This window comes from Geodermatophilus africanus, assembly GCF_900107105.1.
Classification (GTDB): domain Bacteria; phylum Actinomycetota; class Actinomycetes; order Mycobacteriales; family Geodermatophilaceae; genus Geodermatophilus; species Geodermatophilus africanus.
Genome location: NZ_FNOT01000003.1, coordinates 352,231 through 378,898 on the forward strand (window position 1 = coordinate 352,231; position 26,668 = coordinate 378,898).

23 protein-coding genes are annotated in these 26,668 nt (G+C 73.6%); 17 read left to right on the forward strand and 6 right to left on the reverse strand.

Going from position 1 to position 26,668, the window contains the following annotated elements:
• Window positions 1–13: 13 nt before the first annotated feature.
• Window positions 14–793, forward strand: a complete 780-nt coding sequence (locus BLW63_RS06950; RefSeq protein WP_091152863.1) for an SDR family NAD(P)-dependent oxidoreductase — start codon at window positions 14–16, stop codon at window positions 791–793.
• A gap of 145 nt (window positions 794–938) precedes the next feature.
• Here BLW63_RS06950 and BLW63_RS06955 read toward each other — a convergent pair whose 3' ends face one another.
• Together BLW63_RS06955 and BLW63_RS06960 are read right to left on the reverse strand one after the other, a co-directional pair.
• Window positions 939–2,840 carry an oxidoreductase gene (locus tag BLW63_RS06955; RefSeq protein ID WP_091152864.1) on the reverse strand — a complete coding sequence of 634 codons (1,902 nt, stop codon included), beginning with the start codon at window positions 2,838–2,840 and terminating at the stop codon, window positions 939–941.
• Between the two features lie 4 nt (window positions 2,841–2,844).
• Window positions 2,845–3,660, reverse strand: a complete 816-nt coding sequence (locus BLW63_RS06960) for an SDR family oxidoreductase (RefSeq protein WP_280140495.1) — start codon at window positions 3,658–3,660, stop codon at window positions 2,845–2,847.
• A gap of 370 nt (window positions 3,661–4,030) precedes the next feature.
• Between BLW63_RS06960 and BLW63_RS06965 the strand changes: the two genes are divergently transcribed.
• The 10 genes from BLW63_RS06965 (at window position 4,031) to BLW63_RS07010 (ending at window position 15,878) form a co-directional block, all read left to right on the forward strand.
• Window positions 4,031–4,954 (forward strand): ABC transporter substrate-binding protein, encoded by a 924-nt coding sequence (locus BLW63_RS06965; RefSeq protein WP_170856677.1) that lies wholly within the window; start codon window positions 4,031–4,033, stop codon window positions 4,952–4,954.
• Between the two features lie 30 nt (window positions 4,955–4,984).
• A complete protein-coding gene (locus BLW63_RS06970) occupies window positions 4,985–5,746 on the forward strand; it encodes an ABC transporter permease (protein ID WP_091152870.1) in 762 nt (253 codons plus the stop codon).
• A 47-nt stretch (window positions 5,747–5,793) separates the two neighbouring features.
• On the forward strand, window positions 5,794–6,651 hold the full coding sequence (locus BLW63_RS06975) for an ABC transporter permease (protein ID WP_170856678.1): 858 nt from the start codon (window positions 5,794–5,796) through the stop codon (window positions 6,649–6,651).
• Between the two features lie 75 nt (window positions 6,652–6,726).
• On the forward strand, window positions 6,727–8,490 hold the full coding sequence (locus BLW63_RS06980) for a CocE/NonD family hydrolase (RefSeq protein ID WP_211517038.1): 1,764 nt from the start codon (window positions 6,727–6,729) through the stop codon (window positions 8,488–8,490).
• A gap of 26 nt (window positions 8,491–8,516) precedes the next feature.
• Window positions 8,517–9,350 (forward strand): ABC transporter ATP-binding protein, encoded by an 834-nt coding sequence (locus BLW63_RS06985; protein WP_091152874.1) that lies wholly within the window; start codon window positions 8,517–8,519, stop codon window positions 9,348–9,350.
• A 55-nt stretch (window positions 9,351–9,405) separates the two neighbouring features.
• Entirely contained in the window at window positions 9,406–11,160 is a 1,755-nt protein-coding gene (locus tag BLW63_RS06990; protein ID WP_211517039.1) for a CocE/NonD family hydrolase, read from the forward strand.
• A 76-nt stretch (window positions 11,161–11,236) separates the two neighbouring features.
• A complete protein-coding gene (locus BLW63_RS06995) occupies window positions 11,237–12,241 on the forward strand; it encodes a Gfo/Idh/MocA family protein (RefSeq protein ID WP_139263498.1) in 1,005 nt (334 codons plus the stop codon).
• Window positions 12,238–13,089 (forward strand): alpha/beta hydrolase, encoded by an 852-nt coding sequence (locus BLW63_RS07000; protein WP_091152878.1) that lies wholly within the window; start codon window positions 12,238–12,240, stop codon window positions 13,087–13,089. The genes BLW63_RS06995 and BLW63_RS07000 overlap by 4 nt, the downstream gene beginning before the upstream one ends.
• Window positions 13,090–13,135: 46 nt before the next feature.
• Window positions 13,136–13,666, forward strand: coding sequence for a (2Fe-2S)-binding protein (locus BLW63_RS07005; RefSeq protein ID WP_211517040.1), 531 nt, complete (start codon window positions 13,136–13,138; stop codon window positions 13,664–13,666).
• A gap of 43 nt (window positions 13,667–13,709) precedes the next feature.
• A complete protein-coding gene (locus tag BLW63_RS07010) occupies window positions 13,710–15,878 on the forward strand; it encodes a xanthine dehydrogenase family protein molybdopterin-binding subunit (protein ID WP_091152880.1) in 2,169 nt (722 codons plus the stop codon).
• A 20-nt stretch (window positions 15,879–15,898) separates the two neighbouring features.
• Here BLW63_RS07010 and BLW63_RS07015 read toward each other — a convergent pair whose 3' ends face one another.
• The 3 genes from BLW63_RS07015 to BLW63_RS07025 are packed head-to-tail and all read right to left on the reverse strand — an operon-like array spanning window position 15,899 to window position 18,649.
• Window positions 15,899–16,768 carry a hypothetical protein gene (locus BLW63_RS07015; RefSeq protein ID WP_091152882.1) on the reverse strand — a complete coding sequence of 290 codons (870 nt, stop codon included), beginning with the start codon at window positions 16,766–16,768 and terminating at the stop codon, window positions 15,899–15,901.
• A gap of 19 nt (window positions 16,769–16,787) precedes the next feature.
• Window positions 16,788–17,636 (reverse strand): amidohydrolase family protein, encoded by an 849-nt coding sequence (locus BLW63_RS07020; RefSeq protein ID WP_170856679.1) that lies wholly within the window; start codon window positions 17,634–17,636, stop codon window positions 16,788–16,790.
• On the reverse strand, window positions 17,633–18,649 hold the full coding sequence (locus BLW63_RS07025) for an LLM class flavin-dependent oxidoreductase (RefSeq protein WP_091152886.1): 1,017 nt from the start codon (window positions 18,647–18,649) through the stop codon (window positions 17,633–17,635). The genes BLW63_RS07020 and BLW63_RS07025 overlap by 4 nt, the downstream gene beginning before the upstream one ends.
• 186 nt (window positions 18,650–18,835) lie before the next feature.
• On the opposite strand from BLW63_RS07025, the gene BLW63_RS07030 reads away from it, so the two are divergent.
• The 6 genes from BLW63_RS07030 (at window position 18,836) to BLW63_RS07055 (ending at window position 24,648) form a co-directional block, all read left to right on the forward strand.
• Window positions 18,836–20,098 (forward strand): ABC transporter substrate-binding protein, encoded by a 1,263-nt coding sequence (locus BLW63_RS07030; RefSeq protein WP_091152888.1) that lies wholly within the window; start codon window positions 18,836–18,838, stop codon window positions 20,096–20,098.
• Between the two features lie 55 nt (window positions 20,099–20,153).
• A complete protein-coding gene (locus tag BLW63_RS07035) occupies window positions 20,154–21,014 on the forward strand; it encodes a branched-chain amino acid ABC transporter permease (RefSeq protein ID WP_091152890.1) in 861 nt (286 codons plus the stop codon).
• Complete coding sequence (locus BLW63_RS07040; protein WP_091152892.1) at window positions 21,011–22,072, forward strand: branched-chain amino acid ABC transporter permease; 1,062 nt, start codon at window positions 21,011–21,013, stop codon at window positions 22,070–22,072. The genes BLW63_RS07035 and BLW63_RS07040 overlap by 4 nt, the downstream gene beginning before the upstream one ends.
• A complete protein-coding gene (locus BLW63_RS07045; RefSeq protein WP_091152895.1) occupies window positions 22,069–22,827 on the forward strand; it encodes an ABC transporter ATP-binding protein in 759 nt (252 codons plus the stop codon). The genes BLW63_RS07040 and BLW63_RS07045 overlap by 4 nt, the downstream gene beginning before the upstream one ends.
• Window positions 22,824–23,588: an ABC transporter ATP-binding protein gene (locus BLW63_RS07050; RefSeq protein ID WP_091152898.1), complete on the forward strand. Its 765-nt coding sequence runs from the start codon at window positions 22,824–22,826 to the stop codon at window positions 23,586–23,588. The genes BLW63_RS07045 and BLW63_RS07050 overlap by 4 nt, the downstream gene beginning before the upstream one ends.
• A 61-nt stretch (window positions 23,589–23,649) precedes the next feature.
• The gene (locus BLW63_RS07055; RefSeq protein ID WP_091152901.1) at window positions 23,650–24,648 is read left to right on the forward strand and encodes an LLM class flavin-dependent oxidoreductase; all 999 of its coding nucleotides are present in this window, start codon (window positions 23,650–23,652) and stop codon (window positions 24,646–24,648) included.
• 6 nt (window positions 24,649–24,654) lie between these two features.
• On the opposite strand, the gene BLW63_RS07060 is transcribed toward BLW63_RS07055, so the two are convergent.
• Window positions 24,655–26,556, reverse strand: coding sequence for a helix-turn-helix domain-containing protein (locus BLW63_RS07060; RefSeq protein WP_170856680.1), 1,902 nt, complete (start codon window positions 26,554–26,556; stop codon window positions 24,655–24,657).
• Window positions 26,557–26,668 lie beyond the last annotated feature (112 nt).

Below are 26,668 nucleotides of genomic sequence, written 5' to 3' on the forward strand. Positions count from 1 at the left end.
GGGAGGAGCAGGCGTGCTGCTGGACGGGCAGGTGGCGGCGGTGACCGGTGCGGGCACCGGCATCGGCCGGGAGATCTCGCTGCGGCTGGCCGCCGAGGGGGCCGACGTCGTGCTGACCGGCCGCTCGACCGAGGCCATGGAGGAGGTCGCCGGGCTGGTCCGCGCCGCGGGGCGGCGGGCGCTGCCGCTCGCCATGGACCTGCGGGACCCGGACTCGATCGCCGCGGCCGCGAAGGCGGCGGAGGCGGAGTTCGGGCGGGTCGACGTGCTGGTCAACAACAGCGGGGTGGGCGGGCCGAGCGCGCCGCTGGTCGACATGCCGCTCGACGAGTGGGAGGACACCTTCCGGGTCAACGTGACCGGGACGATGCTGGCCTGCAAGGCGTTCCTCCCCGGCATGCTCGCCCGCCGGTCGGGGTCGGTGGTGGTCATCGGCTCGGTGACCGGCAAGCGACCCCTGGTCAACCGCACGCCCTACGCCGCGTCGAAGACCGCGCTCATCGGCCTGGTGCGCACGCTGGCCTGGGAGGTCGGCTCCTCGGGGGTGCGGGTCAACCTGGTCTCGCCGGGCGGGGTGGAGGGGGCCCGGATCGACTGGGTCCTCGAGCAGCAGGCCGTCTCGCGGGGCATCACCGTGGAGCAGGCGCGGGCCGAGTTCGCCGGGGGAGCGGCCCTGCAGCGGCTGACCAGCCCGCAGGACGTCGCCGACGCCGTGGCCTTCCTGGCCTCACCGCGCGCCGCGGCGATCACCGGGGAGGACCTCAACGTGTCCGCCGGGCTGGTCATGTACTGAGAAAGGACCCCCCTGCCCCCCACCGCTCGCAGGCTCGCGGCGGGACCCTGCAGGAGGGCCACCCTCCTCCCCACCCCTCGCAGGCTCGGGGCGGGACCTGGGAGGGGGCCGCCCGGCGGCGGACGGTCCCGCCGCCGGGCTGGGGTCACAGCTGCCGGGCCAGCCGGGCGGCGTCGTGCACCAGCAGGCGCTGCGCGAAGGCGTCCCACGTGTCACCCACGGCCCGGGGCGCCGTCGCTGCCGGCGTCCAGCCGATCGCCCAGACGAGTAGGTCGACGGGGCCGAGCGTGCGCGGCCCCTTCGGGCCGTGGACCTCGAGGAAGGTGTCCATGACGCGACGCGGCTGGGCGCCGGTCACCGTCCGCGCCCCGTGCTCGGCCAGGCGGTGGGTCGTGGTGCCGGCGATCAGCGGGTGGGCGTCGGCCATGGCGCGGTCGCCGGGTACGACGAGGGTCACCTGCTTCCCGGCTGCGGCGACGAGGAGAGCGGTCTCGCCGGCCAGCAGCCCCGGGCCGACGACCGCGACCCGGTCCCCGGCGGCGTCGAGCTCCACCCGGCCGGTGAGGACGTCGTCCGCCGGGACGGCCGCGAGGGTCCCGGTACCGGGCAGGTCGGCCACGACCGGGACACCGGGTGCGGCGTCGACCGTCACGTCGTACCCCTCCGGTGCGGCGTCCGGCACGACCCGGACCCCGAGGCGGTGCAGTGCGCGCCGGAAGTACTCGACGCCGTCGCCGACCTCGGCGGCCCCGGGGACCCGAGCGCGCAGCGCGAGCAGCCCACCGAACGGCAGGTCGCCGGTCGCGACGGTGACCTCGTGGCCCCGCAGCGCGGCGACCCGGGCCAGTTCCAGGCCCGCGACGCCGCTGCCGGACACCAGGACCCGGCGCGGCCGCTCGGCCGGCACGACGGGGAGGTCCAGCTCGTGGCCGGTCTCGGGGTGCAGCAGGCAGGAGACCCCCAGGGCCGTGGTGATGCCGCCGTGGCAGGCCTGGCAGGCGATGCAGGGGACGACCTCGTCCTCCCGGCCGGCCAGCGACTTGACGACGACGTCCGGGTCGGCGATGAGCGCACGGCCCAGCGCGACCAGGTCGGCGCTGCCCTCCGCGACGGCCCGCTCCGCCGCGGCCAGCGAGTAGTAGCGGCCGACCGAGACCACCGGGACGGACACGGCCGACCTCACCGCCGCGGCGAACCCGGCCAACACCGCGGACCCGCCGCCCATCACCAGCGGCGAGTCCCGCACCGTGTTGGGCCCCGCCCCCGCGGACACGTCGAGGTAGGCCACCCCCGCCCGCTCCAGCCGCGTCGCCACCCGCAGGCAGTAGTCGAGGTCCACACCGCCGTCGTGGTGGTCCGAGCCGACGATCCGGGCGCCGACGGGGTAGTCGTCGCCGACCACCTCGCGGATCCGGTCGAGGACCCGCAGCGGGAAGCGCATCCGGCCGGCGAGGTCGCGGCCGTACTCGTCCTCGCGCACGTTCTGTGCGGGGGAGAGGAAGCTCAGCAGCAGGTAGGCGGTGCCCATGTGCAGCTCGACCCCGTCGAAGCCGGCCTCCCGGGCACGCCGCGCCCCCTGCGCGAAGGCCTCGACCATCGTGTCGATCTCCTCGACGGTCATCTCCTTGGGCACCGGGCGCCCCGGCGCCGGGAGCGGGGAGGGGGCGAGCACCGGCCAGCCGCTGAGCGCCTCCACCGCGACGCGCCCGCCGTGGTGCAGCTGCAGGATCGCCACTGGGCCGTGCCGGGTGATCGCGCGGGACAGCTCGGCCAGCCGCGGCACGAAGCGATCGTCGTGGATGGCCAGGTGGTTGGGCCAGCACTGACCGGAGGGGTGCACCAGGGCGGACTCCACGTGCACCAGACCGAGCCCGCTGCGCGCGCGGCGCTCGTAGAAGGCCCGGTGGCGGTCGTTGGAGGAGCCGTCGGCATCGGGCAGCCCGTAGGTCGTCAACGGCGACATGACCAGGCGGTTGGCCAGCCGCAGGCCGCCGAGCGTCAGCGGCCGGCGCAGCGCGGGGTAGCGCTGGTCGTGCTCGGCGGCCACCGGGCTACCCCAGCTCCGTCGTCCAGTCGCGTTGCTCGGTCGGGTAGATCGTGAGCAGCTTGACGTTGGCGCGCTGCGGCAGCGTCGCGACGAAGACGACCGTGTCGGCGAGGTCCTCGGGCTGGAGCATGGTCGCCCGCGCCTCGGGCGACGGCGGCACCGGCCGCTGCTCCAGGATCGGCGTGGCGACCTCGCCGGGGCAGATGGCGCACGCCCGGATTCCGTTGGCCCGCTCGGCGAGGTTGACCGACTCGGTGAAGGAGTTCACCCCCGCCTTGGCGGCGTTGTAGACCGGGCCGGTGAGCGGGCTCGCGCGGTACCCGGCCATCGAGGAGATGTTGACGACGGTCCCCGACCGCTGCGCCCGCATCGCCGGCAGCGCGGCGTGGGTCATGAGGAACGTGCCGGTCAGGTTGATCTGCGCGATCGCGTGCCAGTCGGCCACCGAGAGGGTCGCCATGCTGCGCCGGGCGACGTTGACCCCGGCGTTGTTCACCATCAGGTCCAGGCGGCCGTGCCGATCGGTCACCTCGCCGACGAGCCGCCGCACCGCGTCGGCGTCGGTGACGTCGAGCGTCGCGGCGGTCGCCGTCCCGCCCGCGGTCGTCACCGCCGCGACCGTCTCCTCCAGCGGCCCGGGTCGGCGTCCGGCGACGACCACGTGGCACCCCCGGACGGCGAGGGCACGGCCGTGGCCTGACCGATGCCCGTCCCTCCGCCGGTCACGACGGCGATCCGTCCGTCCAGGTCCTCCATGGGCGCTCTCCCCGTCGGCTGCCGTCGGCTGGGCACGTGCCCGTGTGCGCGGCGCGCGCGGCACGGAGGGCCCGTTGTCAGGCCCTCTGCATTGTGTTCCGGCCGCCGCGGAACGGGTTGTGCGGAGGCCCAAAAAGGTGGTTCCCGATCTGTCGGGATCCTGGGGTGCCGCCGATCACATCCCCGCTAACTTCGTCGCCCGAGCTCGGCAACCGCGGGTTGCCGGCGCCCGCCGGATCCCTGTCCGCTGTCCCTCCCAGCTCGGAGGCAAGCCCGTGACCGCTCCTCGACGGACCACTCGACGTATGCGGTTGGCGGGCGCAGGCCTCGCCGTGCTGCTGGCCGCCACCGCCTGCGGTGGTGACGACTCGACCTCGGGAGGGGGCTCGGGCGGCGGGGGAGGCGGCGGCGGAGGCGGTGGGGACACCACCGCCATGACCTTCGGCACCGCCGGGACGCCCGTCGTCTACGGCAGCCTGATGATGCACGTGGCCGACGAGGAGGGGATCCTCGACGAGTACGGGTTGGACGTCACCTTCCAGAACTTCGCCAACGGTGCCGACTCCGTACGGGCCGTGATCGGCGGGCAGATCGACGCCGCGCTGACGTCCACGTCGAGCCTGGTGAACGTCGTCGCCGAGGGTGCCCCGGTCAAGGGCATGATCGGCATGGACAAGCCCGACTACTACATCGCGACCACCGACCCGGCCATCACCAGCTGCGAGGACCTCCGGGGCCAGACCATCGCGGTCGACCAGACCGGCGGGGCCCGGTACAACTCCACGGTCACGATGCTCGCCTCCTGCGGCCTGACCGTGGACGACGTCGAGTTCGTCAACTTCGCCGGCCCGCCGGTGATCCAGGCCCTGGTGCAGGGCCAGGTGACCATCGCCAACCTCCACTACGACGAGGAGGCGTTCATCGAGGCGACCACCGACACCAACGTCGAGGAGATCATCAGCCTCGTCAAGGACGTCAACCCGAACACGCACTACGTGCTGCAGGTGGCGACCACCGACTACATCGAGCAGAACCGGGACGCCGTCGTCCGGCTGACCGCGGCCTACATCGAGGCCAACGAGTTCGTCCGCGACCCGGCCAACTCCGAGCGCTTCGCCGAGATCGCCTCGAAGTACAACCAGCAGCCGATCGAGGTGGCCCAGGAGGCGGTCGACCTGTTCCTCGAGTTCGAATTCTGGCCGGAGGGCTCCGGGCTGGTCCAGGAGAAGGTCGAGGGCGTCATCCAGGAGCAGATCGACGCCGGCGCCATCACCGAGGCCAACGCGCCGACCTACGAGGACCTGATCGACCCCAGCATCTACGACGAGGCCCAGCAGCTGGTCGAGTCGACCAACTGACCGGCACTCCGCCGAGGGGGAGCGATCGGAATGGCGACGGAGAGATGGGCGCGCTGGGGCGTCTACGCGCTCAGCCTGGTCGTGCTCGCGGTGGTGTGGCAGATCGCGGCCGCGGGGAGCGGGCTGCTGCTGGCGAGCTTCACCGAGACGATGGCCCGCCTCGGTGAGCTCATCAGCAACGGCGAGCTCCCGGAGGCGCTGCTCTCCTCCGGCAGGATCTTCCTCACCGGGCTGGTGCTGTCCATCCTGCTGGGGCTGCCGCTCGGGCTGGTCTTCGCGCGGTTCCCGCTGGTCACCGCTGCGGTGGAGACGTACGTGTACGGGCTCTACGCCATCCCGGTGATCACCCTGGTGCCGTTCATCCTGGCCGGCATCGGGTTCGACTTCCGGGCGAAGGTCCTGGTCGTCGTCCTGACGGCGATCTTCCCCATCCTGATCAGCGCGATGGAGGGTGCTCGGAGCGTCCCCGGCCGGCTGCTCGACGTCGCCCACTCCTACGGGTCGACCGAGCGCCAGCTGTGGGCCGACGTGGTGATCCCCTACACCGTCCCGTACGCGGTGACCGGCATCAAGCAGGGCATCGCCGGGGCGCTGGTCGGCACGATCATCGCCGAGCTCTTCCTCAACGCCACCGGCGTCGGGGACCTGCTCATCCGCGCGTCGACCAACTTCGACTCCGCCGGTGCGCTGGCGGTGACGCTGGTGATCTCCGTCATCGCGGTGAGCCTGATGGGGGTGAGCGGGGTCGTCGAGCGGCGCTTCGCCGGCTGGCGGGAGGGGCTGTCCGGATGACGACGAGGCGAACCGGCACCGGGGAATCGGCGGCCGGCGGTCGGCCGGTGAGCGCCCCTGCGGGTCAGGGCTCGACGGCCACCGAGGCGGTCCCGCTGCCCGGCGAGCCCTCAAGCGCGCCCCAGGCGGTCCCGTCCGGACGGGCGCGGCGCGAGCGCAGACGGCCACCCAACTGGTTGCTGCGGCTCCTCACCGGAGTGCTGATCCTGGTCCTCTGGGACCTGGGTGCGCGGATGCTGGAGTCGCCGTTCATCGCCCGCCCGCTGGGCGTGGCGCAGGCGGTCCCGGAGGTGTTCGCCAGCGAGCGGTTCTGGCAGGACGCCTGGGCCACCATCGGGTCGGTCGTGTACGGCGTCCTCATCGGCGCGGCCGCGGGGCTGGTCCTGGGGCTGGCCATGGGCCGGATCAAGCTCGTGCGCTGGTTCTTCACGTCCTACGTGAGCGCGCTCTACACCCTGCCGATGGTCGCGGTGGTCCCGCTCATGACCATCTGGCTCGGCTACACCCCCGAGACCCGGCTGGTCGCCGTCGCGCTGTCGGCGTTCCTGCCCATCGTCGTGACGACGGCGGACGGGTCGCGGGCCATCCCCAAGGAGTACCTGGACGTGGCCCGCACCTTCCGGGCGCGGGTGCACAACATCTGGTTCGGGATCGCCCTGCGCAACGCGATCCCATACCTCATCGCCGGTCTGCAGTTGGCCATCGCCCGCGCGCTGGTCACCGCCGTCGCCGTCGAGTTCCTCGCCGGCGTGCCGGGCCTGGGCTACTCGATCCTCCAGCAGACGCGCAGCTTCCAGCAGAACGAGGCCTTCGTCGGGGTCATCGTGCTGACCCTCTTCGTCGTCGCCGCGCGGGCCCTCCTGACGGTGGCCCGGCGGCGGTTCCTGCCCTGGTACGGCCGCTGACGCCCGTTCCGTCCCGCGGTGCGCCACCGTCCGCCCCGTCGCCACGCGACGGCCCCGTCGAAAAGGAGAACCGGAGTGGCCCTGACCGAGACCCCCGGCGCCCACCACCGCGAGACCACGCCCGAGGACATCTTCATCGAGTGGGACGTGCCCATCGAGATGGACGACGGCCTGCTCCTGCGCGCCGACGTCTACCGGCCGGCCAAGGAAGGCCGCTTCCCGGTCCTCATCACCTACGGCCCGTACGGGAAGGGGCTGCCGTTCCAGCAGGGCTACACGACATCCTGGGAGATCATGGCGAGGAACCACCCCGACGTCACGGCGGGCTCGACCAACCGTTTCCAGAACTGGGAGGTCGTCGACCCGGAGAAGTGGGTGCCCCGGGACTACGTGTGCATCCGCGTCGACTCGCGGGGCGCCGGCCGTTCACCGGGGAAGATGGACCTCTGGTCGGCTCGCGAGACCCGCGACTTCCACGACTGCATCGAGTGGGCGGGCACGCTGCCCTACAGCAACGGCAAGGTCGGGCTGGACGGCATCTCCTACTACGCCATGAACCAGTGGCAGGTGGCCGCGCTGCAGCCTCCGCACCTGGCGGCGATCTGCGTGTGGGAGGGCGGCTCCGACTGGTACCGGGACATGAGCCACCACGGCGGGATCCTGTGCACGTTCATCGCCAACTGGATCCCCATGCAGGTCACGACCGTGCAGTACGGCCGCGGCGAGGACGGCCCCCGGGACCCGAACTCCGGGCTGCTCGTCTGCGGTGACGAGAAGCTCAGCAAGGAGGAGCTCGCCGAGAACCTGACCGACCTCGACGAGCAGTACCAGCAGCACCCGCTCGACGACGAGGTGTACCGCGAGCGGACGCCGGACTTCTCGAAGATCACCGTGCCGCTGCTGTCCACCGGCAACTGGGGCGGTCAGGGGCTGCACCTGCGCGGCAACGTCGAGGGGTACGGGCGGTCGGCGTCGTCGCAGAAGTGGCTGGAAATGCACGGCCTCGAGCACTGGAGCCACTTCTACACCGACTACGGGCGTGAGCTGCAGCTTCGCTTCTTCGACCACTTCCTCAAGGGCGAGGACAACGGCTGGGCCGACCAGCCGCCGGTGCAGCTGAACATCCGGCACGTCGACAGCACCTTCGTGGTGCGCCAGGAGCAGTCCTGGCCGCTGGAGCGGACCGAGTGGACGCGCCTGTACCTGGACGCCGACGCCGGCACCCTCAGCGCCGAGCCGCCGTCCGCCGCCGCCTCGGTGGGCTACGACACCACCGGCGACGGCGCGACGTTCTCCTTCGGCCCGTTCCCCGAGCAGACCGAGATCACCGGGCCGCTGGCCGCGAAGCTCTTCGTGGAGTCCAGCACCGCCGACGCCGACCTGTTCCTCGTCGTGCGGGTCTTCTCGCCGGAAGGGGAGGAGGTCGTGTTCCACGGGGCCCTGGACCCGCACACCCCGGTCGCACAGGGCTGGCTGCGGGCCTCGCACCGCAAGCTCGACCCCGAGCTGTCGCAGCCGTACCGGCCCTACCACACCCACGACGAGATCCAGCCGCTCGAGCCGGGCACGGTCTACGAGCTCGACGTCGAGATCTGGCCGACCTGCCTGGTGATCCCGGCCGGCTACACCTTGCAACTCGACGTCCGCGGCCGGGACTACGTCTACCCCGGCCCGGCCGAGCACCTGTCGAACATGAAGAACCCGATGACCGGGTGCGGGCCGTTCGTGCACGACGACCCCGTCGACCGGCCCGCCGAGCTGTTCGAGGGCACAGTCACCGTCCACACCGGCGGGGAGCGGCAGTCCCACCTGCTCCTCCCGATCATCCCGGGCGCCTGAGGGCACCGGGGACGAGGAGCGCAGCGATGACCCGATCCACCACCGGTCCCGGCGCGGCTCCGGAGGGCGCCGCGCCCCCTCCGGCGACCGGCCCCCGCGTCGTCGTGTCGGGGGCGGGGGTGCGCTACGGCGACCTGACCGTCTTCGACGGCATCGACCTGACCATCCAGGACCGGGAGATCGTCTCGATCGTGGGCCCGTCCGGGTGCGGCAAGACGACCCTGCTGCGCAGCGTCGACGGGCTGACCCGCCTGAACTCGGGCTCGGTGACCATCGACGGGAGGCCGGTCGAGGGGCCGACGCCCGGGGTGAGCATGGTCTTCCAGCACTTCGGGCTCTTCCCGTGGAAGAACGTCTACAACAACGTCGCCTACGGATTGAAGCTGGCGAAGGCGCCCAAGGAACGCATCGCCGAGGTGGTCCCGGAGTACATCGACATGGTCGGCCTCGCCGGCTTCGAGAAGTCCTATCCGCACCAGCTGTCCGGCGGCATGCAACAGCGCGCCGGCCTGGCCCGCGCGCTCGCCGTCGAACCCCAGGTCCTGCTCATGGACGAGCCGTTCAGCGCCATCGACGCCCAGACCCGGGAGGTGCTGCAGTTCGAGCTGCTGCGCATCTGGGAGACCCGGCCCATCGCGATGATGTTCGTGACCCACTCGATCGAGGAGGCGGTCCTCATGGGGGACCGCGTGGTGGTGCTCAAGGGCCGGCCCAGCCACATCCACGAGGTCATCGACGTGGGCATCCCGCACCCCCGCACCCGCGCGACGCTCAAGAGCGCGCGGTTCCAGGAGGTCACCGCGCACGTCTGGGACCTGCTCATGCAGGACGTGATCGCCGCCGAGCGTGAGGTCGGCTGAGGTCCACCACCCCTTCCGCCGCCCCGCGGCCCGCATCCGACGACGAGGGAGACCCATGCGCCACCGGGAGAAGACCGAACTGCGCGACGGCATGCTCATCGACTGGGACACGCCGATCGTCATGGACGACGGGGTCGTGCTCCGCGCCGACGTCTACCGGCCGCCGGCCGAGGGCCGGTACCCCGTGATCATGACGCTGGGCCCGTACGGCAAGCAGCTGCACTTCGAGGACGGCTACGCCCACCAGTGGCACCTGATGTGCGCCGAGCACCCGGACGTGCCGACCGGCTCGACGAACAAGTACCAGGTGTGGGAGGTCGTCGACCCGGAGAAGTGGGTGCCGGACGGCTACGTCGTCATCCGCGTCGACAGCCGGGGCGCCGGGACCTCCGAGGGCGTCATCGACATCTGGTCCCTGCGCGAGGCCCAGGACCTCGCGATCTGTGTCGACTGGGCCGGCGTGCAACCGTGGTCCAACGGCAAGGTGGGGCTCAACGGGATCTCCTACTTCGCGGAGAACCAGTGGCAGACCGCCGCCCTGCAGCCGGAGCACCTCGCAGCCATCTGCACGTGGGAGGGTGCGGCCGACTTCTACCGGGACATGGCCCATCACGGCGGGATCTTCTGCAACGGGTTCTCCAAGGCGTGGTCGGAGGCGCAGGTCTGGAGCGTCCAGCACGGCAAGGGCACCAACGGCTACCGCAGCCGGCTGACCGGTGACTGGGTGTCCGGCCCGGAGACGCTGTCACCGGAGGAGCTCGGTGCCAACCGGCGGGACTTCTATGAGGACTGCCTGGCCCACAAGCTCGACACCCATGAGTACTGGCAGTCGCGCATGCCCGACTGGAGCAAGGTCCGCACCCCGTTGCTGTCGTCGGCGAACTGGGGCGGTCAGGGCCTGCACCCGCGGGGCAACTTCGAGGGCTTCGTCCGTTCGGCGGGCGACCAGAAGTGGCTCGAGGTCCACGGGCTCGAGCACTGGACCGAGTTCTACACCGACTACGGGGTGGCCCTGCAGAAGAGGTTCTTCGGCCACTTCCTCAAGGGTGAGGACACCGGCTGGACCGAGCAGCCGAGGGTGCTGCTGCAGGTGCGGCACCCGGGCGAGCGCTTCGTGGAGCGGCACGAGGACGAGTGGCCCCTGGCGCGCACGGAGTGGCGGAAGTACTTCCTCGACGCCGCGGACCTGACCCTCGCCACGGAGGCGCCGCAGGCCGAGAGCTCGGTGACCTACGCCGGGCTGGGCGACGGCGCGACCTTCCTGCTGCCGCCGGTGCAGGAGGAGGTGGAGATCACCGGCCCGCTGGCGGCCAAGCTGTTCGTCTCGTCCGCGACCGAGGACGCCGACCTCTTCCTCGTCGTCCGGGTCTTCGGGCCCGACCTGAAGGAGGTCGTCTTCCACGGCGCTCTGGACCCGCACACGCCGATCGCCCAGGGGTGGTTACGGGCCTCGCACCGCAAGCTCGACAAGGAGCTGACGCTGCCGTACCGGCCGTACCACTCCCACGACGAGATCGAGCCGCTCGTGCCCGGTCAGGTCTACGAGCTGGACGTGGAGATCTGGCCGACCTGCATCGTCGTGCCGCCGGGCCACCGGATCGCCCTGACGGTGCGCGGCAGGGACTACGTCTACCCCGGCGACATCGAGGACAGGACGCCGAAGCTCGCCGGCGTCTGGAACGGTGTGGGTCCCTTCAAGCACGACGACCCCCGGGACCGGCCGGCGGAGGTGTTCGGCGGCGACGTCACCGTGCACACCGGCCCCGACCGGCAGTCCCATCTGCTGCTCCCCGTGATCCCGTCGACGTGACCCCGTGCCGTGGCGGCCGATCCCCCCGGCCGCCACGGCACGGCCCAGCGACCACCGCACGACCGAGAGGCACCACATGACTGACGCACACCGGATCGGCTGGGGGATCGTCGGCCTCGGCCGGATCGCCGACAGCGAGATCGCACCGGCGATCGGCGCCGCGGACAACAGCACCCTGGTCGGCGTGGTGAGCCGCGACGCGGGCCGGGCCCGCGACTTCGCCGCCCGGCACGGCGCCGCCGCCGCCCACGACGACTACGCCGCGCTGCTGGCCGACCCGGCGGTCGACGCCGTCTACATCGCCACCCCCAACGGCCTGCACGCCGAGCAGGTGGTCGCGGCGGCGGCCGCGGGCAAGCACGTGCTCTGCGACAAGCCGCTGGCGACGTCGGTCCCCGACGCCGAGCGTGCCGTCGCCGCCTGCCGCGAGGCCGGTGTCCGCCTCGGCATCACCTTCCAGACCCGCCGGCACGAGGGCATGCAGGACGTCCGGAACCTGCTGGCTGCCGAGCGGATCGGCGACGTGCGGCTGGTGCAGGTCGAGCTCGGGCCCGGCCGGATGCTGCCGAAGAGCTGGCGGACCGACCCGGGCCTAGCCGGTGCCGGCGTGATGAACAACATGGGCGTGCACGCCTACGACCTGCTGCGCTACCTGCTGGGCGCCGAGGTGGTGGAGGCGACGGCGGTGGTCGACGTCGAACCCGGCTTCCAGGTCGACACGCTGGCCCTCGCCGTGCTGCGCTTCGACAACGGCGCCCTCGCCTACGTCAATGCCAACCAGTCGCTGCCCAATCCGCAGCAGGACCTGTCGGTCTACGGGACCGAGGGCACGGTGCTCGGGCGCAACGTGACCCGGCCGAACCTGACCGGCACGTTGACCGTGCTCGGGCGCGACGGGACCAGCGAGCGCAGCGTCTCCTCGGCGGGTGCCTTCGTCGCGACGGTGAGCGCTTTCGCCGATTCCGTCCTCCGCGGCGAGGAACCGAGCCCCTCCGGCGTGGACGGCCTGCGCAGCGTCGAGCTCACCACGGCGCTGGCCCGGTCCGCGCAGGAGCGGCGGACGATCCCGCTCGGCCGGTGACGGGGACCCGGCCGGAGGGCTCGGCGGTCCTGGCCGAGCTGGTGGCGGTCCCGGCTCCGGGGACGCCGCTGGACGGCCTGTTCTACGAGCCCGGGAGGAGGCCGCTGCGGGCCGCGGCGATGCTCATGCACGGCAACGGCATGAACTTCTACTACGGCGCCTCGGGGTTCCTGCCGCCGCACCTGGCCGGCATCGGGCTGGCGGTTCTCAGCTTCAACCGGCACGGCCACGACACCGTCAGCGCCCGCACGCGGACGGCGGAGGGCAACGCCTACCAAACCGTGGCCGAGGCGATCGACGACAACGAGCGCGCTGCCCGGTGGCTGGCCGGGCGCGGTCACCCGGCCCCGGTCGTCATCGGGCACAGCAACGGCGGGATGCTGGCGTCCGAGCACGTCGCGCGCCACCCCGAGACCCCCGCGCTGGTGCTCCTGTCGGCGCACCTGGGTGGCACCCAGATGCTCGCCCGGGCCTCCGCGCTGGGGTTGCTGGCCGGCGACCGGCTCGACGAGCTGACCGACCGGGCCGCCGCCCTCGTCGCCGCCGGCCGGCCCGACGAGCTCCTGCTCATGCCCGGCTGGTACTACGTGACGACCGCCGGCTCGTTCCTCGACATGGCGCGCAACCTGCCGTCCCTGCTGGACAACGCCCCACGCATCACCTGCCCGGTCCTCTACGTGCGGGGCGAGCGGGAGGACGTCGAGCTCTACCCGGCCGAGCGGTTCGCCGAGCTGGCCGGCGGACGGGTCGACGTGGTCGTGATCCGGGACTGCGACCACTTCTACACCGGCTACGAGGCCGAGGTCGGCGGCCGCGTGGCCGCCTGGCTGGACTCGGTACTGGCGTGAGCGCGCCCGTGCCGTCCGGGGGCCCGGGCGGCGGCGGAGTCCGCCGGTGACCCGCCCGGAGTGGAGCATGGCCCGGCGGGTGCCCCACGAGGCGACCTTCCGCTTCCGCGTGAACGGCCTCGCGGCAGAGGTGACCTGCCGCGGGGACGCACCACTGCTGTACCTCCTGCGCAACGACCTCGGCCTGACGGGCTCCCGGTTCGGGTGCGGACTGGCCCAGTGCGGCGCCTGCATGGTCCTGCTCGACGGACACCCGACCCCGTCGTGCGACGTGCCGGTCCAGGCAGTGGAGGGGCACGACATCGTCACGGTCGAAGGGCTGGCCGGCGACCCGGTCATGCGGACACTGCAGCGCAGCTTCCTCGACCTGCAGGCGGCGCAGTGCGGCTACTGCTCGTCCGGCGTCCTCATCTCCGCGTGCGCCCTCCTCAGGGACGAGGCGATCCAGGAGCGGTCCCAGGTGGCACGGGCGCTGGAGCGCAACCTGTGCCGCTGCGGCGCACACGGGCGGATCGTCCGTGCGGTCCTGCAGGCGGCCGACGCCCTGCACTCCGCCGACGGGCGGGACGACCGGTGACCGGCCCGGCAGCCGTTGCCGGTCCGGGCCGGGCCGGTACGCCGTGACCAGCGCGCGGTCGGGGGCCGCACCGGGCGTCGCCACGGTCCCGGACCCGCCCGGCCCAAGCCTGCGCGCCAACCCCCTCCGGTCCTCGTGGGTGGGGTTCGCGCCCGACGGCACGGTCCTGCTGCATGTGGGCAAGGTCGAGCTGGGGCAGGGGATCCTGACCGCCCTCGTGCAGATCGCTGCCGAGGAGCTGGACGTCGACGTGCAGCGGGTGGTCGTCGTCCCCGCCGCGACCGACCGCGGCCCGGAGGAGGGGCTGACCGCGGGGAGCCGGTCGGTGATGGACTCCGGCACCGCGGTCCGCGCCGTCTGCGCCGACGTCCGTGCTGGCGCGCTCGCGGCGGCATCGGTCCGCACCGGCGTCCCGGCCGACCGGCTGACCGTCTTCGACGGTGCGGTCCGCGACGGCGCGGGCTGGGCCTGCGGGACCTACTGGGACCTCGTGGACCGGGCCGCGCTGGACACCCCGGTCACCGGCACCGTGGCGCCCAAGGACCCCGCCCGGCACGTCGTCGTGGGTCGTCCCGTGCCGCGCGTGGAGCTGCTCCCTAAGCTCAGCGGCGCTCCGGCGTTCGTGCACGACCTGGCGCTGCCCGGTCAGCTGTCCGGCCGGGTGGTGCGCCCGCCGTCGCCGTCGGCACGGCTGGTGTCCTGCGACGACGGGCCGGTGCGCGACCTGCCCGCAGTGGTCGCCGTCGTCCAGCAGGGCGACTTCCTCGGCGTGGTCGCCACCCGCGAGGAGGAGGCCGTGCGCGCGGCCGAGCGGCTGCGTGCGGGCACCCGCTGGCAGGACCGCGAGCAGCGGTCCGGGAGGGGTGCCGGCTGGCACCCCGGGCAGCTCGTCGGCCGGCCGGCCGAGGTGACGGAGGTCCTGCGCCGGCCGGACCCCGCGGCGGCCGGCCGGGTCGTCTCCGGGTTCCGGGCCACCTACACCCGGCCCTACGTCGCCCACGCCTCGATCGGCCCCGGCTGCGCGGTCGCGCGCTGGGACGGTGGGCGGCTGGAGGTCTGGTGTGCCAGCCAGGGCATCCACCCGCTCCGCCGGGCACTGGCGACGGCGCTCGGCCTGGCCCCGGAGGCCGTCGTCGTGCGGCACGTCGAGGGGGCCGGCTGCTACGGCCACAACAGCGCCGACGACGTCGCCTGCGACGCGGCCCTGCTGGCCCGGGCGGTGCCGGGTCGGCCGGTGCAGGTCGTGTGGTCGCGGGACGACGAGTTCGCCTGGGAGCCCTACGGGCCGGCGATGGCGGTGGAGGTCGCCATCGGCGTCGACGAGCGCGGCGACCTGGTCACCTGGTCCCACGACTCCTGGGGCAACGGGCACCTCAGCCGGCCGCACACCGGCGGCCGGCCCAGGCTGCTCGGCGCCGCCCACGCCGCCGGCGCGACGACGGTCGCGGCCGCGGACCCCCCGCTGGCGACCGGCGGGGGCAACGCCCGCGACGCCGTCCCGGAGTACGCCGTCGCCGAGCTCGGCGTCCGGGCGCACCGGGTGCTGGACACGCCGCTGCGGACCTCCGCCCTACGAGGGCTCGGCGCCACCGTCAACGTCTTCGCCATCGAGTCGGCCGTGGACGAGCTGGCGACCCGGGCCGGGGCCGATCCCCTGGAGTACCGGTTGCGCCAGCTGCACGACGAGCGGGCCCGCGCCGTGGTCCGGGCGGTCGCCGAGCGGTCCGGGTGGGCCGGCCGCCAGCCGGAGGAGTCGGTGGGCTGGGGGCTGGGCTACTCGCGGTACAAGGGCGTCTGCGGCTACTGCGCGGTGGTCGCGCGGGTGGAGGCGGTGACCGAGCTGCGGGTGAGCGACCTGTGGGTGGCCGTGGACGTCGGGCAGGTGGTCAACCCAGACGGGCTGGCCAACCAGCTCGAGGGCGGCGCGGTCCAGGCGACCAGCTGGGCGCTGTGCGAGCAGGTGACCTTCAACGACCGGGCGGTGACCAGCCGGGACTGGGACGGCTATCCGATCCTCCGCTTCCCGGACGTCCCGCAGGTCCACGTCACGCTCCTCGACCGGCCGGAGCAACCGCCGCTCGGTGCGGGGGAGGTGACCGGGGGACCGGTGACCGCCGCCCTGGGCAACGGCCTCGCCGACGCCATCGGCGTGCGCGTCCGCGACCTGCCCCTGACCCCGGAGCGGATCGCCGCGGCCATCCTGGCCGGCTGACCGGGGTGGTCCCGGGCCGGTCAGCCCGCGACCAGGAGCACCACGCCGGCCGTCGCCGTGGCGAGCCCGGCCTGCTGGCCGGCGCCCAGCCGCTCGCGCAGCAGGACCACGGCCAGCGCCACCGTCACCAGCGGCGACAGGGTCGCCAGCACCGACACGACGCTCACCAGGCCGGCCGCGGACGCCCCGGCGAAGGCGGTGACCCCGCCGAGGATCAGCAGCCCGTTGAGGGTGACGAGCGGCAGCGCCGACCGCTCCAGGCCCAGCGGCGACCGCCGCACGACCGGCACGAGGACGACGGTGATGAGCAGCGTCGCCCGGCTGGTGAGCACCGCCCACGACGCCGCGGACGTGTCCGCGCCACCCGTGGCAACGGCGCCGGAGAACAGACTGAGGAAGACCCCGTACAGCAGTGCCCACGCCGCGGCCAGCCCCAGGCCCAGGCGCTGCCGTCCCCCGGGCGGGTCCTCGCCCGAGCCACCGGCCTGGCCCGCCGCGACCAGGACGACACCGAGCAGCGCGAGCGGGATCCCGGCGAGCTGCCACACCGCCGGTCGCTCGCCGAAGGCCAGCGCCACCGCCACTGGGACCGCGCCCCCCGAGGCGCCGATCGGGGCCATCACCGACAGCCGGAGGTGGCGGGCGCACTCGAACATGGCCAGCAGGGCCAGCCCGTTGGCGATGCCGGCCAGCAGCCCGAGGACCAGCGCGCCGGCCGGCGGCGCGGGCGCGCCCAGCAGGGCGACGAGCAGGCCGGCCCCGGCGACGGCGGACACCTGGCCGGCCGCCAGCACCGCGCCCGGGGAGTGCCGGCGGCCGAGCACCGGGCCGAGGTACGCCGCCGACCCGAACAGGACGGCGGTGAGCAGGCCGAGCAGGACGGCGGTCACGGCCGCCCCGCCGCGGCCCTCAGGCCGGCCAGCCCAGCCAGCGCAGCACGCTCGCGCCCATGACCGCGTCGACGTCCGGTCCGGTCAGGAAGTCCAGGTCCTCGCGGAACAGCCGGACCAGGTCGGCGTAGGCCCCCCGCAGCCGCGACAGGTCCGACCCCCAGAACAGCCGCTCGGGCCCGTAGGCGTCGAACAGCCGGCGCAGGTGCGGGTGCATCGCCGGCCACGGGGCGGACTCGGTGCTGTAGCAGGGCACCGCGGTCACCTTGACCGAGACGGTGGGCAGGACGGCGAGTCCGGCGAGCTCCTCGATCTCCGGTGCGGCCGCCGCGTCGGTCGCCCGACCGGTCAGCCCGAGGTGGTCGACGGCCAGCCGCAGCCCCGGCCGGCGCCGCGCCAGGTCGCCGAGGGCACCGAGCTGGCCGGAGGCCAGCAGCATGACCGGCACGTCCTCGGCCTCGGCGAACGCCCACAGCCACTCGGCGCCCGGGTCGTCGACGCGTCCGGCGTCGGCCGGCAGGAACACCAGCCGGACCCCGGCGACGACCGGGTCGCGCAGCAGCTCGCGCACGGGGCCGGGGTCCCCGGTGCGCAGGTCCACCCGGGCCATGACCCGGAAGGCGTCGGGGGCCTCGGTCGCGCAGGCCACGGCGTAGTCGTTGCGGTACCCCTCGAAGAACGGCGGGACGAGGACGGCGCGGTCGACCCCGGCCTCGCGCATCTCGCGCAGCAGGGTCGGGCCGCTGATCGGCTCGGCCCGGTGCATCGACCTGGCCCGCTCCGCGCCGCCGGGCGGCCACGGCCGGTCGGAGGACTCGGGCAGCCACACGTGCACCTGCGCGTCGACCACCGGGGTGGACACGGTCACCAGTCCCGGACCACGGGGAGGACCTCGGCCGCCAGCAGGTCGAGCGAGGACATGATCCGCTCGTGCGGCAGCCCGCCCATGTGCAGGAAGAGCATCACCCGCTCGACGCCGAGCTCCCGGATCTCCCGCAGCCGGGAGAGCACCGTGCCCGGGCTGCCGAACAGCGCGCTGTCGCGCAGGTCGGCGTCCAGGTCGAACGGGCTGCGGCCGCCCGGGTCGCTGCCGGCCTGCGCCCGCCGCAGCTTGTCGGCGTAGCCGAGGAAGTCCTCGTACGGTCCCCGCGCCTCCGCCCACGCCTGCTCGTCGGTGGCCGCCACGTGCGCGGCCCGGGCCAGGTACACCCGGCCGTCCTCGGGACCCGCGCCGACCCCGGCGAGCGCCTCGGCGTAGCGCTTGACCTGACCGGCGGTGACGGTCGGCGAGGTGCCCTGGGGGAGCAGCACCCCCCAGCCGTTGGCCGCGCACTGGGCCAGCCCGTCCGGGCTGTCGGTGGCCACCCACAGCGGCGGGTGCGGCCGCTGCACCGGTCGCGGCTGCGGGTAGGCGTCCTCGAACGACCAGTACCGCCCGGCGTGGGACACCGGGCCGTCGGCCGACCACACCCGCTGCAGCACGTCGAGCGCCTCGGCGAAGCGGTCGTGCTTCTCGGCGATGTCGACCCCGAACCCGCGGAACTCCCCGGGCTGGTAGCCGCGGCCGATCCCCAGGTCGAGTCGGCCCCCGCTGAGCTGGTCGACCGTGGCGGCCGCCTCCGCGAACCGCAGGGGGTGGTGCAGCGGCAGGACCGAGACGGCCGTGCCGAGGCGCACCGAGCTGGTGCGGGCGGCCAGGTGGCCGAGGACGGCCAGGCTGTCGGACACGATCCCGTGCCGGCTGAAGTGGTGCTCGGTCAGCCAGATGGAGTCGAAGCCGACCGCGTCGGCGTGGCAGGCCTGGGTGAGGGCCTGCTCGTACCGGTCGCGCTGGTCGCTGCCCTCGGGCCACTGGATGGAGTGGAACAGGCCGATCTGCACGCGGTCCTCCTGTGCGCGGGTCGCCCCGGTCGTGGGGCCGCCCTGGCATGCAACCGCACCGGGAACCGGGTGTGGTTGTGCCGATCCACAAGCCGGGACGGGGTGATCATGTGCGCCGGCATGAGATCCGGGTCACGTCCTCCCTCGTAGGGTTCGCCCACCGTGCGACGGCGAGAGGGGAGTCCGATGCGGACGAGGGCCGGTCTGGTGGCGGCTGTGGCGCTCCTGGTGGCCGCGTGCGGCGGGACCGTCGGTGGTGGCGGTGGCGGTGGCGGTGGCGGTGGCGGCGGGTCCACCGAGCCGGTCCGGATCGGCGTCATCACCGGCCTCACCGGCGCCTACGTGCAGCTGGGCGAGGAGCAGCGCAGCGGTGCCGAGCTGGCCGTCGAGCAGCTCGGGGGCCGGATCGGTGACCGCCCCATCGAGCTCGTCGTCCGCGACGACCAGCTCAAGCCGGACGTCGCCCTCCGCGAGGCGCAGGCGCTCGTGCAGGAGGAGCAGGTCGACTTCCTCACCGGCTGCGTCTCGGCGGCCACGACGCTGGCGATGAACCAGATCGCCACGCAGGCCGGCGTCCCCTACCTCGGGGCCTGTCAGACTGAGCAGCTCAACCGGCCGCCGAACTTCGACGAGGAGCTCACCTACCACCTGGCACCGGTGCCCTCCCAGACGACGAACGCCGCCGCCCCGTTCATCTGCAGCGAGCTCGGGCAGAGCGTCTTCCTGCTGCTGCCCGACTACGCGTTCGGCTACGAGCAGGAGGCCGGGTACAAGACGGCGATCCCCGAGCAGCCGGGCTGCACGGTCGCCGGCACCGCGTTCTTCCCGCTGGGCACCACCGACTTCAACCCCTACGTGCCGACGATCGAGGGCTCCGGCGCCCAGGTCCTCGTGTTCGGCGGCGTCGGCCGCGACCAGGTCAGCTTCCTGCGCCAGGCGGCGCAGTTCGGGCTCACCGACCGGTTCCGCACCTTCTTCACCCTCGAGGACCTCAGCTTCGACCAGGAGCTCGGCTTCGACCTGATCGACGGCACGTGGGCGATGGCGGCCTTCTACTGGAACGTCGACGACGAGGGCGTGCAGGAGTACGTCGACGCCTACCGGCAGGCCCACGGGAGCCCGCCGGGCGGATACGGCGTCTACACCTACAACGCGGTCAACCTCATCGCGCAGATGGTCGAGGAGGGCAACGACACCCCCGAGACCTTCCGTGAGGGGATGGAGGGCCTGGAGGTCTCCCTCGGCCAGGGCGACATGACCATCCGCGCCTGCGACCACCAGGCGCTCATCCCCATCTACATCCTCGAGGGGCTGGCCGCGGACGAGGCGGAGAGCCGCGGTGGGGACGCCCAGTTCGGCTACCGCGAGGTGGTCTCCACCGCACCGGGCACCGAGGAGTTCGCCCCGACCTGCGACGAGGTCCGGACCGAGTTCCAGCGCGCGGGCTGACCGGCCGGCGCCGCGCCGTCCCGTCCGGAGGACACCGACAGGGGGAGGGGGTCGCATGGACCAGCTGGTCTCCCAGCTGTTGCTGGGTCTGGTCAGCGGCGCGCTGCTCGTGCTGCTCGCGCTCGGCCTGAACCTGATCTTCGGGCTGCTGGAGTTCATCAACTTCTCGCACGGCGCCCTGTACATGCTGGGCGCGTACCTGACCTCCTACCTCGCCACCATGACCGGCGACCTCTGGCTGGCGCTGCTGGTGGTGCCCATCGCGATGGCGGTGCTCGGCGCCGCCCTGGAGCGCACGATCATCCGGCCGATGTACGGGCGGGACCAGGTCGACGCCCTGCTGCTCACCTTCGGCCTGACCTACATCCTCATCGAGGGTGTGCGGCTGGTCGCCGGGTCGGGCGGCCGCCGGGTGCCCTCGCCGGGCCTGCTCGACTTCCAGGTGGACCTGGGCGTCGGCCGGCCGCTGCCGGCCTACCTGCTGTTCGTGGTCCTCGTCGTGGGCCTGGTCGTGGCGGGGCTGTGGCTGTTCCTGCAGCGCACCAACGTCGGCCTGATCGTCCGGGCCGGCATCCGCGACCACGTGATGATCCGGGCGCTGGGCGTGCGCTTCGACCGGTACCGGACGCTGGTCTTCGCCATCGGCGTGGCGGTCGCCGGCATCGCCGGCGTCCTCACCGGGCCGATCACCGGGGTCTACCCGGAGATGGGCGCCGACATCCTCATCCTCGCGTTCGTGGTGGTCGTGGTCGGCGGGATGGGCAGCTTCTGGGGCGCGGTCGTGGCCGGGCTGCTGATCGGCGTCCTGGTGTCGGTGACCACCCTGTACGCCAGCATCTACGCCGGGATCGTGCCGTTCGTGCTCATGATCCTGGTGATGACCTTCCGGCCGCGCGGCCTCCTGGGGGCGACATGACCGACCTGAGGACGCCACCCGCCTCCGACGGCACCCCGGCCGGGACCGGCGCGGCCGCGGTCACGATCGCGCGCACGCGCGGCGCCGGCCCGGCCCGGTGGACCTGGGGCCAGCTGGCGCTGCTGGTGGTGCTCGCGGTGGTCGTCATGTTCACCGTGCCCAACCCCAGCCTGGCGATCGGCATGCTGGTCTACGGGCTCTGGGCGGCCGGGCTGAACCTGCTCGTCGGCTACGGCGGACTGGTCTCCTTCGGTCACGCCCTGCCGTTCGCGTGGGGCGGGTACGCGGCCGGGCTGGTGCTGCTGCACGTGAGCACGAGCGCGTGGCTGGCCATGCTGGTCGCCGCGGGCAGCATGGCGGTGCTCTCGCTGCTCGTCGGCGCGGTCTGCCTGCGCCGCACCGAGGTCTACTTCTCGATGCTGACGCTGGCCTTCGCCCAGCTCGGCTTCTTCATCGCGCTGCAGTGGGACAGCGTCACCCGCGGGGACGACGGCCTGTCGGGCATCCCCGTCCCGACGCTGTGGCTGCCCGGCGTGACCATCGAGCTCAACGCGCTGCGCGACCCGCTGACGTTCTTCCTCTTCACCGCGGTGGTCGTGCTGGTCGTGTTCGCGGCCATGGTCCTCTACACCGAGTCGCCGATGGGCCGGGTGCTGCAGGCCATCCGGGAGAACGAGGAGCGGGCCCGCGGCTGCGGCTACAACACCCGGCTGGTGCAGCTGGCCACGTTCGTCGTCGCCGGCACGGTCGCCGGGCTGGCCGGTGGGCTGTTCGCGATGCTCAACAACTTCGTCGGCCTGCAGCCGTACTGGCTGCTGAGCGGAGTCGTCCTGATCATGGTGATCCTCGGCGGGCGGTCGTCGCTGTTCGGGCCCTTCCTCGGCGCGGTCGTCTACCTGCTGCTGGAGAGCTCGCTGAGCCGGTCCTTCGCGTCGTGGCAGCTGATCGTCGGCGCGATCTTCGTGGTCTGCGTCCTGGCCTTCCCCCAGGGGCTGTGGGGCCTGGTCACCCAGACGCTGCCCTCGCTGGTCCGCCGGGGACGGAGGACGGCGCGATGAGCCGGTCGGCGGGCGACCTGGTCCTCGAGGCACAGGGGCTGGACCGCTCCTTCGGCGGCATCCACGCGGTCGACGACGTGTCCCTCGAGGTCCCCGAGGGCAGCCTGCACGCCATCATCGGCCCCAACGGCTCGGGCAAGACGACGCTGTTCAACCTGATCACCGGGCACACCCGGCCCACGTCGGGACGGGTGCGGTTCGCCGGGGAGGACATCACCGGGATGCCCTACTCGAAGGTGGCCCGCAAGGGGCTGGCGAAGTCCTACCAGATCACCACGGTGTTCCCGCTGCTCACGGTCTTCGAGAACGTGCGCATCGCGGCCCAGGCCGCCGGCCACGCGTACGTGTTCTGGCGCCCGGCCGACGGGATCAGGGCGGTCACCCGGCGCACCGAGGAGGTGCTGGAGCGGATCGGCCTGGCCGCCGACCGGGACGTCGTCGCCAGCAACCTCTCCCACGGCGACCAGCGCCGGCTCGACCTCGCGATCGCGCTGGCCACCTCCCCGCGGCTGCTGCTCCTCGACGAGCCCACCGCCGGGATGAGCCCTCCGGAGACCGCCGCGACGGTCGAGCTGGTGCAGGAGCTGAACCGGGACGTGACCATCCTGATGATCGAGCACAAGATGGACGTGATCCTCACCATCGCCGACCGGATCACCGTGCTGCACCAGGGCCGGAAGCTCTTCGAGGGGACCCCGGACGAGGTCCGGGACCACCCGGAGGTCAAAGAGGTCTACCTGACGGGGAGCCGGTGAGCACCGCCCAGGGCGCGGGCCCCGCCGAGCGGCAGGACGCCGCCGGTCCCGCCCTGCTGCAGGTCGAGGAGGTGCAGGCCTACTACGGCCTCGCGCACGTGCTCCAGGGCGTGTCCCTCACGGTGCAGCCGGGGGAGCTCGTCGCGCTGCTCGGCCGCAACGGGGCCGGCAAGACGACCACGGTGAAGTCGATCATGGGCCTGGTCACCGTGCGCGGGGGGCACATCCGCTGCGAGGGCCGGGACTTCGTCGGCCTGCCCGCCGAGAGCGTCGCCCAGTTCGGCGTCGGCTACGTCCCCGAGGACCGCCGGATGTTCCCGGGGCTCACCGTGCGGGAGAACTTCCGCCTGGCCGGACTGGGCTCCCGGCTGCCCAAGGCCGAGCAGCAGGCGGCCATCGGGCGGGCCCTGCAGGTCTTCCCTCAGCTGGAGGCCCATCTCGACCGCGACGCCTCCCGGCTGTCCGGGGGGCAGCAGCAGATGGTGGCCGTCGGCCGCGCGCTCATCTGCGGCCGCAAGCTGCTGCTCGTCGACGAGGTGACCCAGGGGCTGGCGCCCAACATCGCCGCCGACATGGGGGCCACGCTGCGCCGGATCGCCGACGAGGGGCACGGCGTGCTCCTCGTCGAGCAGAACAGCCAGATGGCCCTGGAGCTGGCCGACCGGGTGTACGTGCTCGACCAGGGGGTCGTCGTCCACCGCGGCGACGCCGTGGCGCTGCGCCGCGACCCCGGCTGGATGGAGCGGTACCTGCAGCTGTGAGCCCGAGCCGGCCCGCCCGCGGGCGGCCCGGCGCCCACCGGGAGGGAGGACCCGCGCCCGCATGCCCGAGACCGGCATCGCGCTGCTCACCTTCGCCCCCGCCCGCACCGCGGACTTCGTGGAGCTGGGGCGGGCGGCAGAGGACGCCGGCCACGCCGCCTGCTACACGACGGAGTCCCTGACCGACACGCTCTCCATCGACCTGGCGATCCTGCTGGGCACCAGCCGGATCCGGGTCGGCAGCTACGTCTCGATCAGCTACCTGCGCCACCCGGTGATCGCCGCCCAGATGGCCGTCACCGCCGCCGACCTCTCCGGTGGCCGCTTCGTCCTGGGGGTGGGGCTGGGGCACAAGGTCCGCCTGCAGGCGCTCGGCGTCCCGGTGGGCCGGCCGAGCACCGACCTGCCGGCCTACGTGCGGGACGTCAAGGCCGTGCTCGAGGGCCGCGGCCGGGAGCGCTATCCCGACCTGCCGCCGCAGGAGTACCAGGGCCGGCTGCTCGACTTCCGCCGTCCCGAGCACCCGGTCCCCGTCTACACCGCCGCGGTGGGGCCGCGGATGGCCGAGGCGGGGGCCACCGAGTCCGACGGCGTCATGGCCTGGCTCGTCCCGCGCTCGGGCATCGGCGCGCTGACCGAGGCCGCCGCCCGGGCCGGCCGGCGGACCGGCCGCAGCGCGCCGCCGGTCGAGGCGGCCGTGCACGCCTTCGTCAGCGACGACCTCCCGGCGGCGCGGGAGGCCGCCCGGGCGTCGCTGGCGTACTGGGTCCGGCTGCCCAGCTACACCAGCGCGCTGGCCCGGGCCGGGTACGAGGCCGAGGCGGCGGCGATCACCGCGGCCGCGGACGCCGGCGACCAGGCCGGCCTGCGCGCCGCGATCTCCGACCGCCTCGTCGACGAGTACTGCCTGGTCGGCCCTCCGTCCCGGTGCCGGGAGCAGCTCGCGGCCTGGGACGACACCGAGGTCGCGACCGTCGCGGTCGTGCCGCACCCGGTGCGGCCGGGGGAGGGGTACGTCGCCGGGGTGCGCCGCACCATCGCGGACCTGGCGCCGCGCTGACCCGGGTCAGTCGGTGTGCTCGCCGAGGACGGCCTCGACCATCAGCGCCAGTTGCAGGTGCAGCAGCGCCTGCGGGTCGCCGAGGTCGAGGTCCAGCAGCTCCTCCACCCGCCGCAGCCGGTAGGCCACCGTGTTGGGGTGCACGTGCAGCTGCTTGGCGGTGACCGACACATTGCACCGGTGGGACATGTAGCAGTCCAGCGTGGCCCGCAGGCTGGTCTGGTGCTGCTGGTCGTAGGCGTGGACGGTGCCGAGCATCGACTCGGCGAAGGACTGCAGCTCCCGCGGCCGCTTGACCTGCAGCAGCAGCCGGTAGGCGCCGATCGTGTCCAGCGACACCACCCGGTCCCTGCGGTCGGAGTGCTGCACCAGGTCCAGGACGCCGCAGGTCAGCCGGTAGGCGTCCCCGTACTCCCGCACCTCGGCGCAGGTCGGGCCCACGCTGATGGTCGCCGTCCAGCCGCTGGCGTAGGCCTGGATCTCCCGGCGGACGTGCTCGGCGAACTCCCGGGCCGAGCGGTGGTGCTCGTCGTCGTGCCACAGCACCACGACGTGGTCGCTGCGCGTGGCGGTGAGGGTGGCGCCGCCCCAGGCGGCGCCGCTGCGCTGCACCAGCGACACCAGCGCGCGCTGGGCGTGGGCCTCCCGGTCCTCGGAGCCGCCGCCGGACGTGCCGGGCGCGGGGTCGCGCCGGATCACCAGCACGGTGTGCGGCCGGGAGAGGTCCGCGCCGAGCTGGCGGGCCCGGGCGTGCAGCGCCTCGGGGGTCTGGTTGCCGGGGTCGAAGAGGTCGTCGAGGAAGTCGCGGGAGAGCCGCCACTCCACCTCCTGGGCGGTCCGCTCCTTGAGCAGCGCCAGGGCGACGACGGCGGCGGCCCGGGTCAGCGCCTGCCGCTGCGGCGGCCCGAGGGGCTGCTGCGGGTGAAGGGCCCACAGGTGGCCGACGGCCTCCTCGTCGAGGACGACGGGGACGACCAGGCCCTCCGTCCCGGCGGGGTCGCCCTCCTCCCCGGGGACCGTGACCGCCTCGAGGTCCATCTCCTCGCCGACCCGCGTCCGGGCCCGCTGGTAGGCGGCGGCGACCCGGCGGGTGCCGGACCCGGGCCGGCCGTCGCCGCACGCCGAGGCCAGCAGCCGCCCGCCGGCGTCGTCGATGGCGACGCCGCACCGCAGCCGCGCGGCCAGGGACTCCGCGATGGCCGCCAGCCCGCCGCCGCGCAGCACCACCCGCAGCAGCTCGCGATGGTGCTCGTCGGCCTGGCGCTGCACGTCCAGCTCGCCGGCCACCGCGGCCGCCTCCGCGGCCAGCCGGTCCGCCCGCCGCCGGGTCTCGGCCAGCCGGCGCGTGGTCTCGATGGCCAGCCCCGCCTGGTTGGCCATGCTCTCCATCAGGATGATCTCCCGCGCGGAGAAGTCGTGCCGCTCCACCGTGTAGCAGTTGACCAGCCCGAACGGCTCCTGCCCCACGACGAGGGGGACGGCGAGCAGCGAGGAGTAGCCCTGCTGGGCCGCGACGGTCTCCCACGACCGGGACGCGGTGTCGGCGCTGATGTCGAGGACCGTGGTGGGTCGCTGCGCGCGGAACGCCCGGCTGGAGGGGCCCTCGGCGGTGTCGCCCGCGCGGACGAGGATGGGGGTCCGCGCGTTGATGGCGTCGATGTACTGCTGGGAGAGCCCGTAGGAGCCCTGGATGATCAGCGCCTGCCGCTCCGGGTCGGCGACGAAGACGGCACAGAAGTCGTAGCCGGTCAGCCGGGCCGTCGTGCCGGCGATCAGGTCCAGCAGCTCGTCCAGCGGCGCGGTCCGGTTCGCGGCCCGGGTGAGCTCGGCGATGGCGTCCAGCCAGGAGCTCAGGTCGGCGGCGGGCTCCCCGACGGCCAGCGCGTCGGGGAGCGGCGGGTGCACCACGACGGCCCTCCTTCCGGCGCTGTATCCCGGGTCCCGCCACTCTACGGACCCGGGGACCCCCGGACGCGGCTCCCGGCCGCCCGTCACCCGAGGGGGGCACCGCCGCGCACGG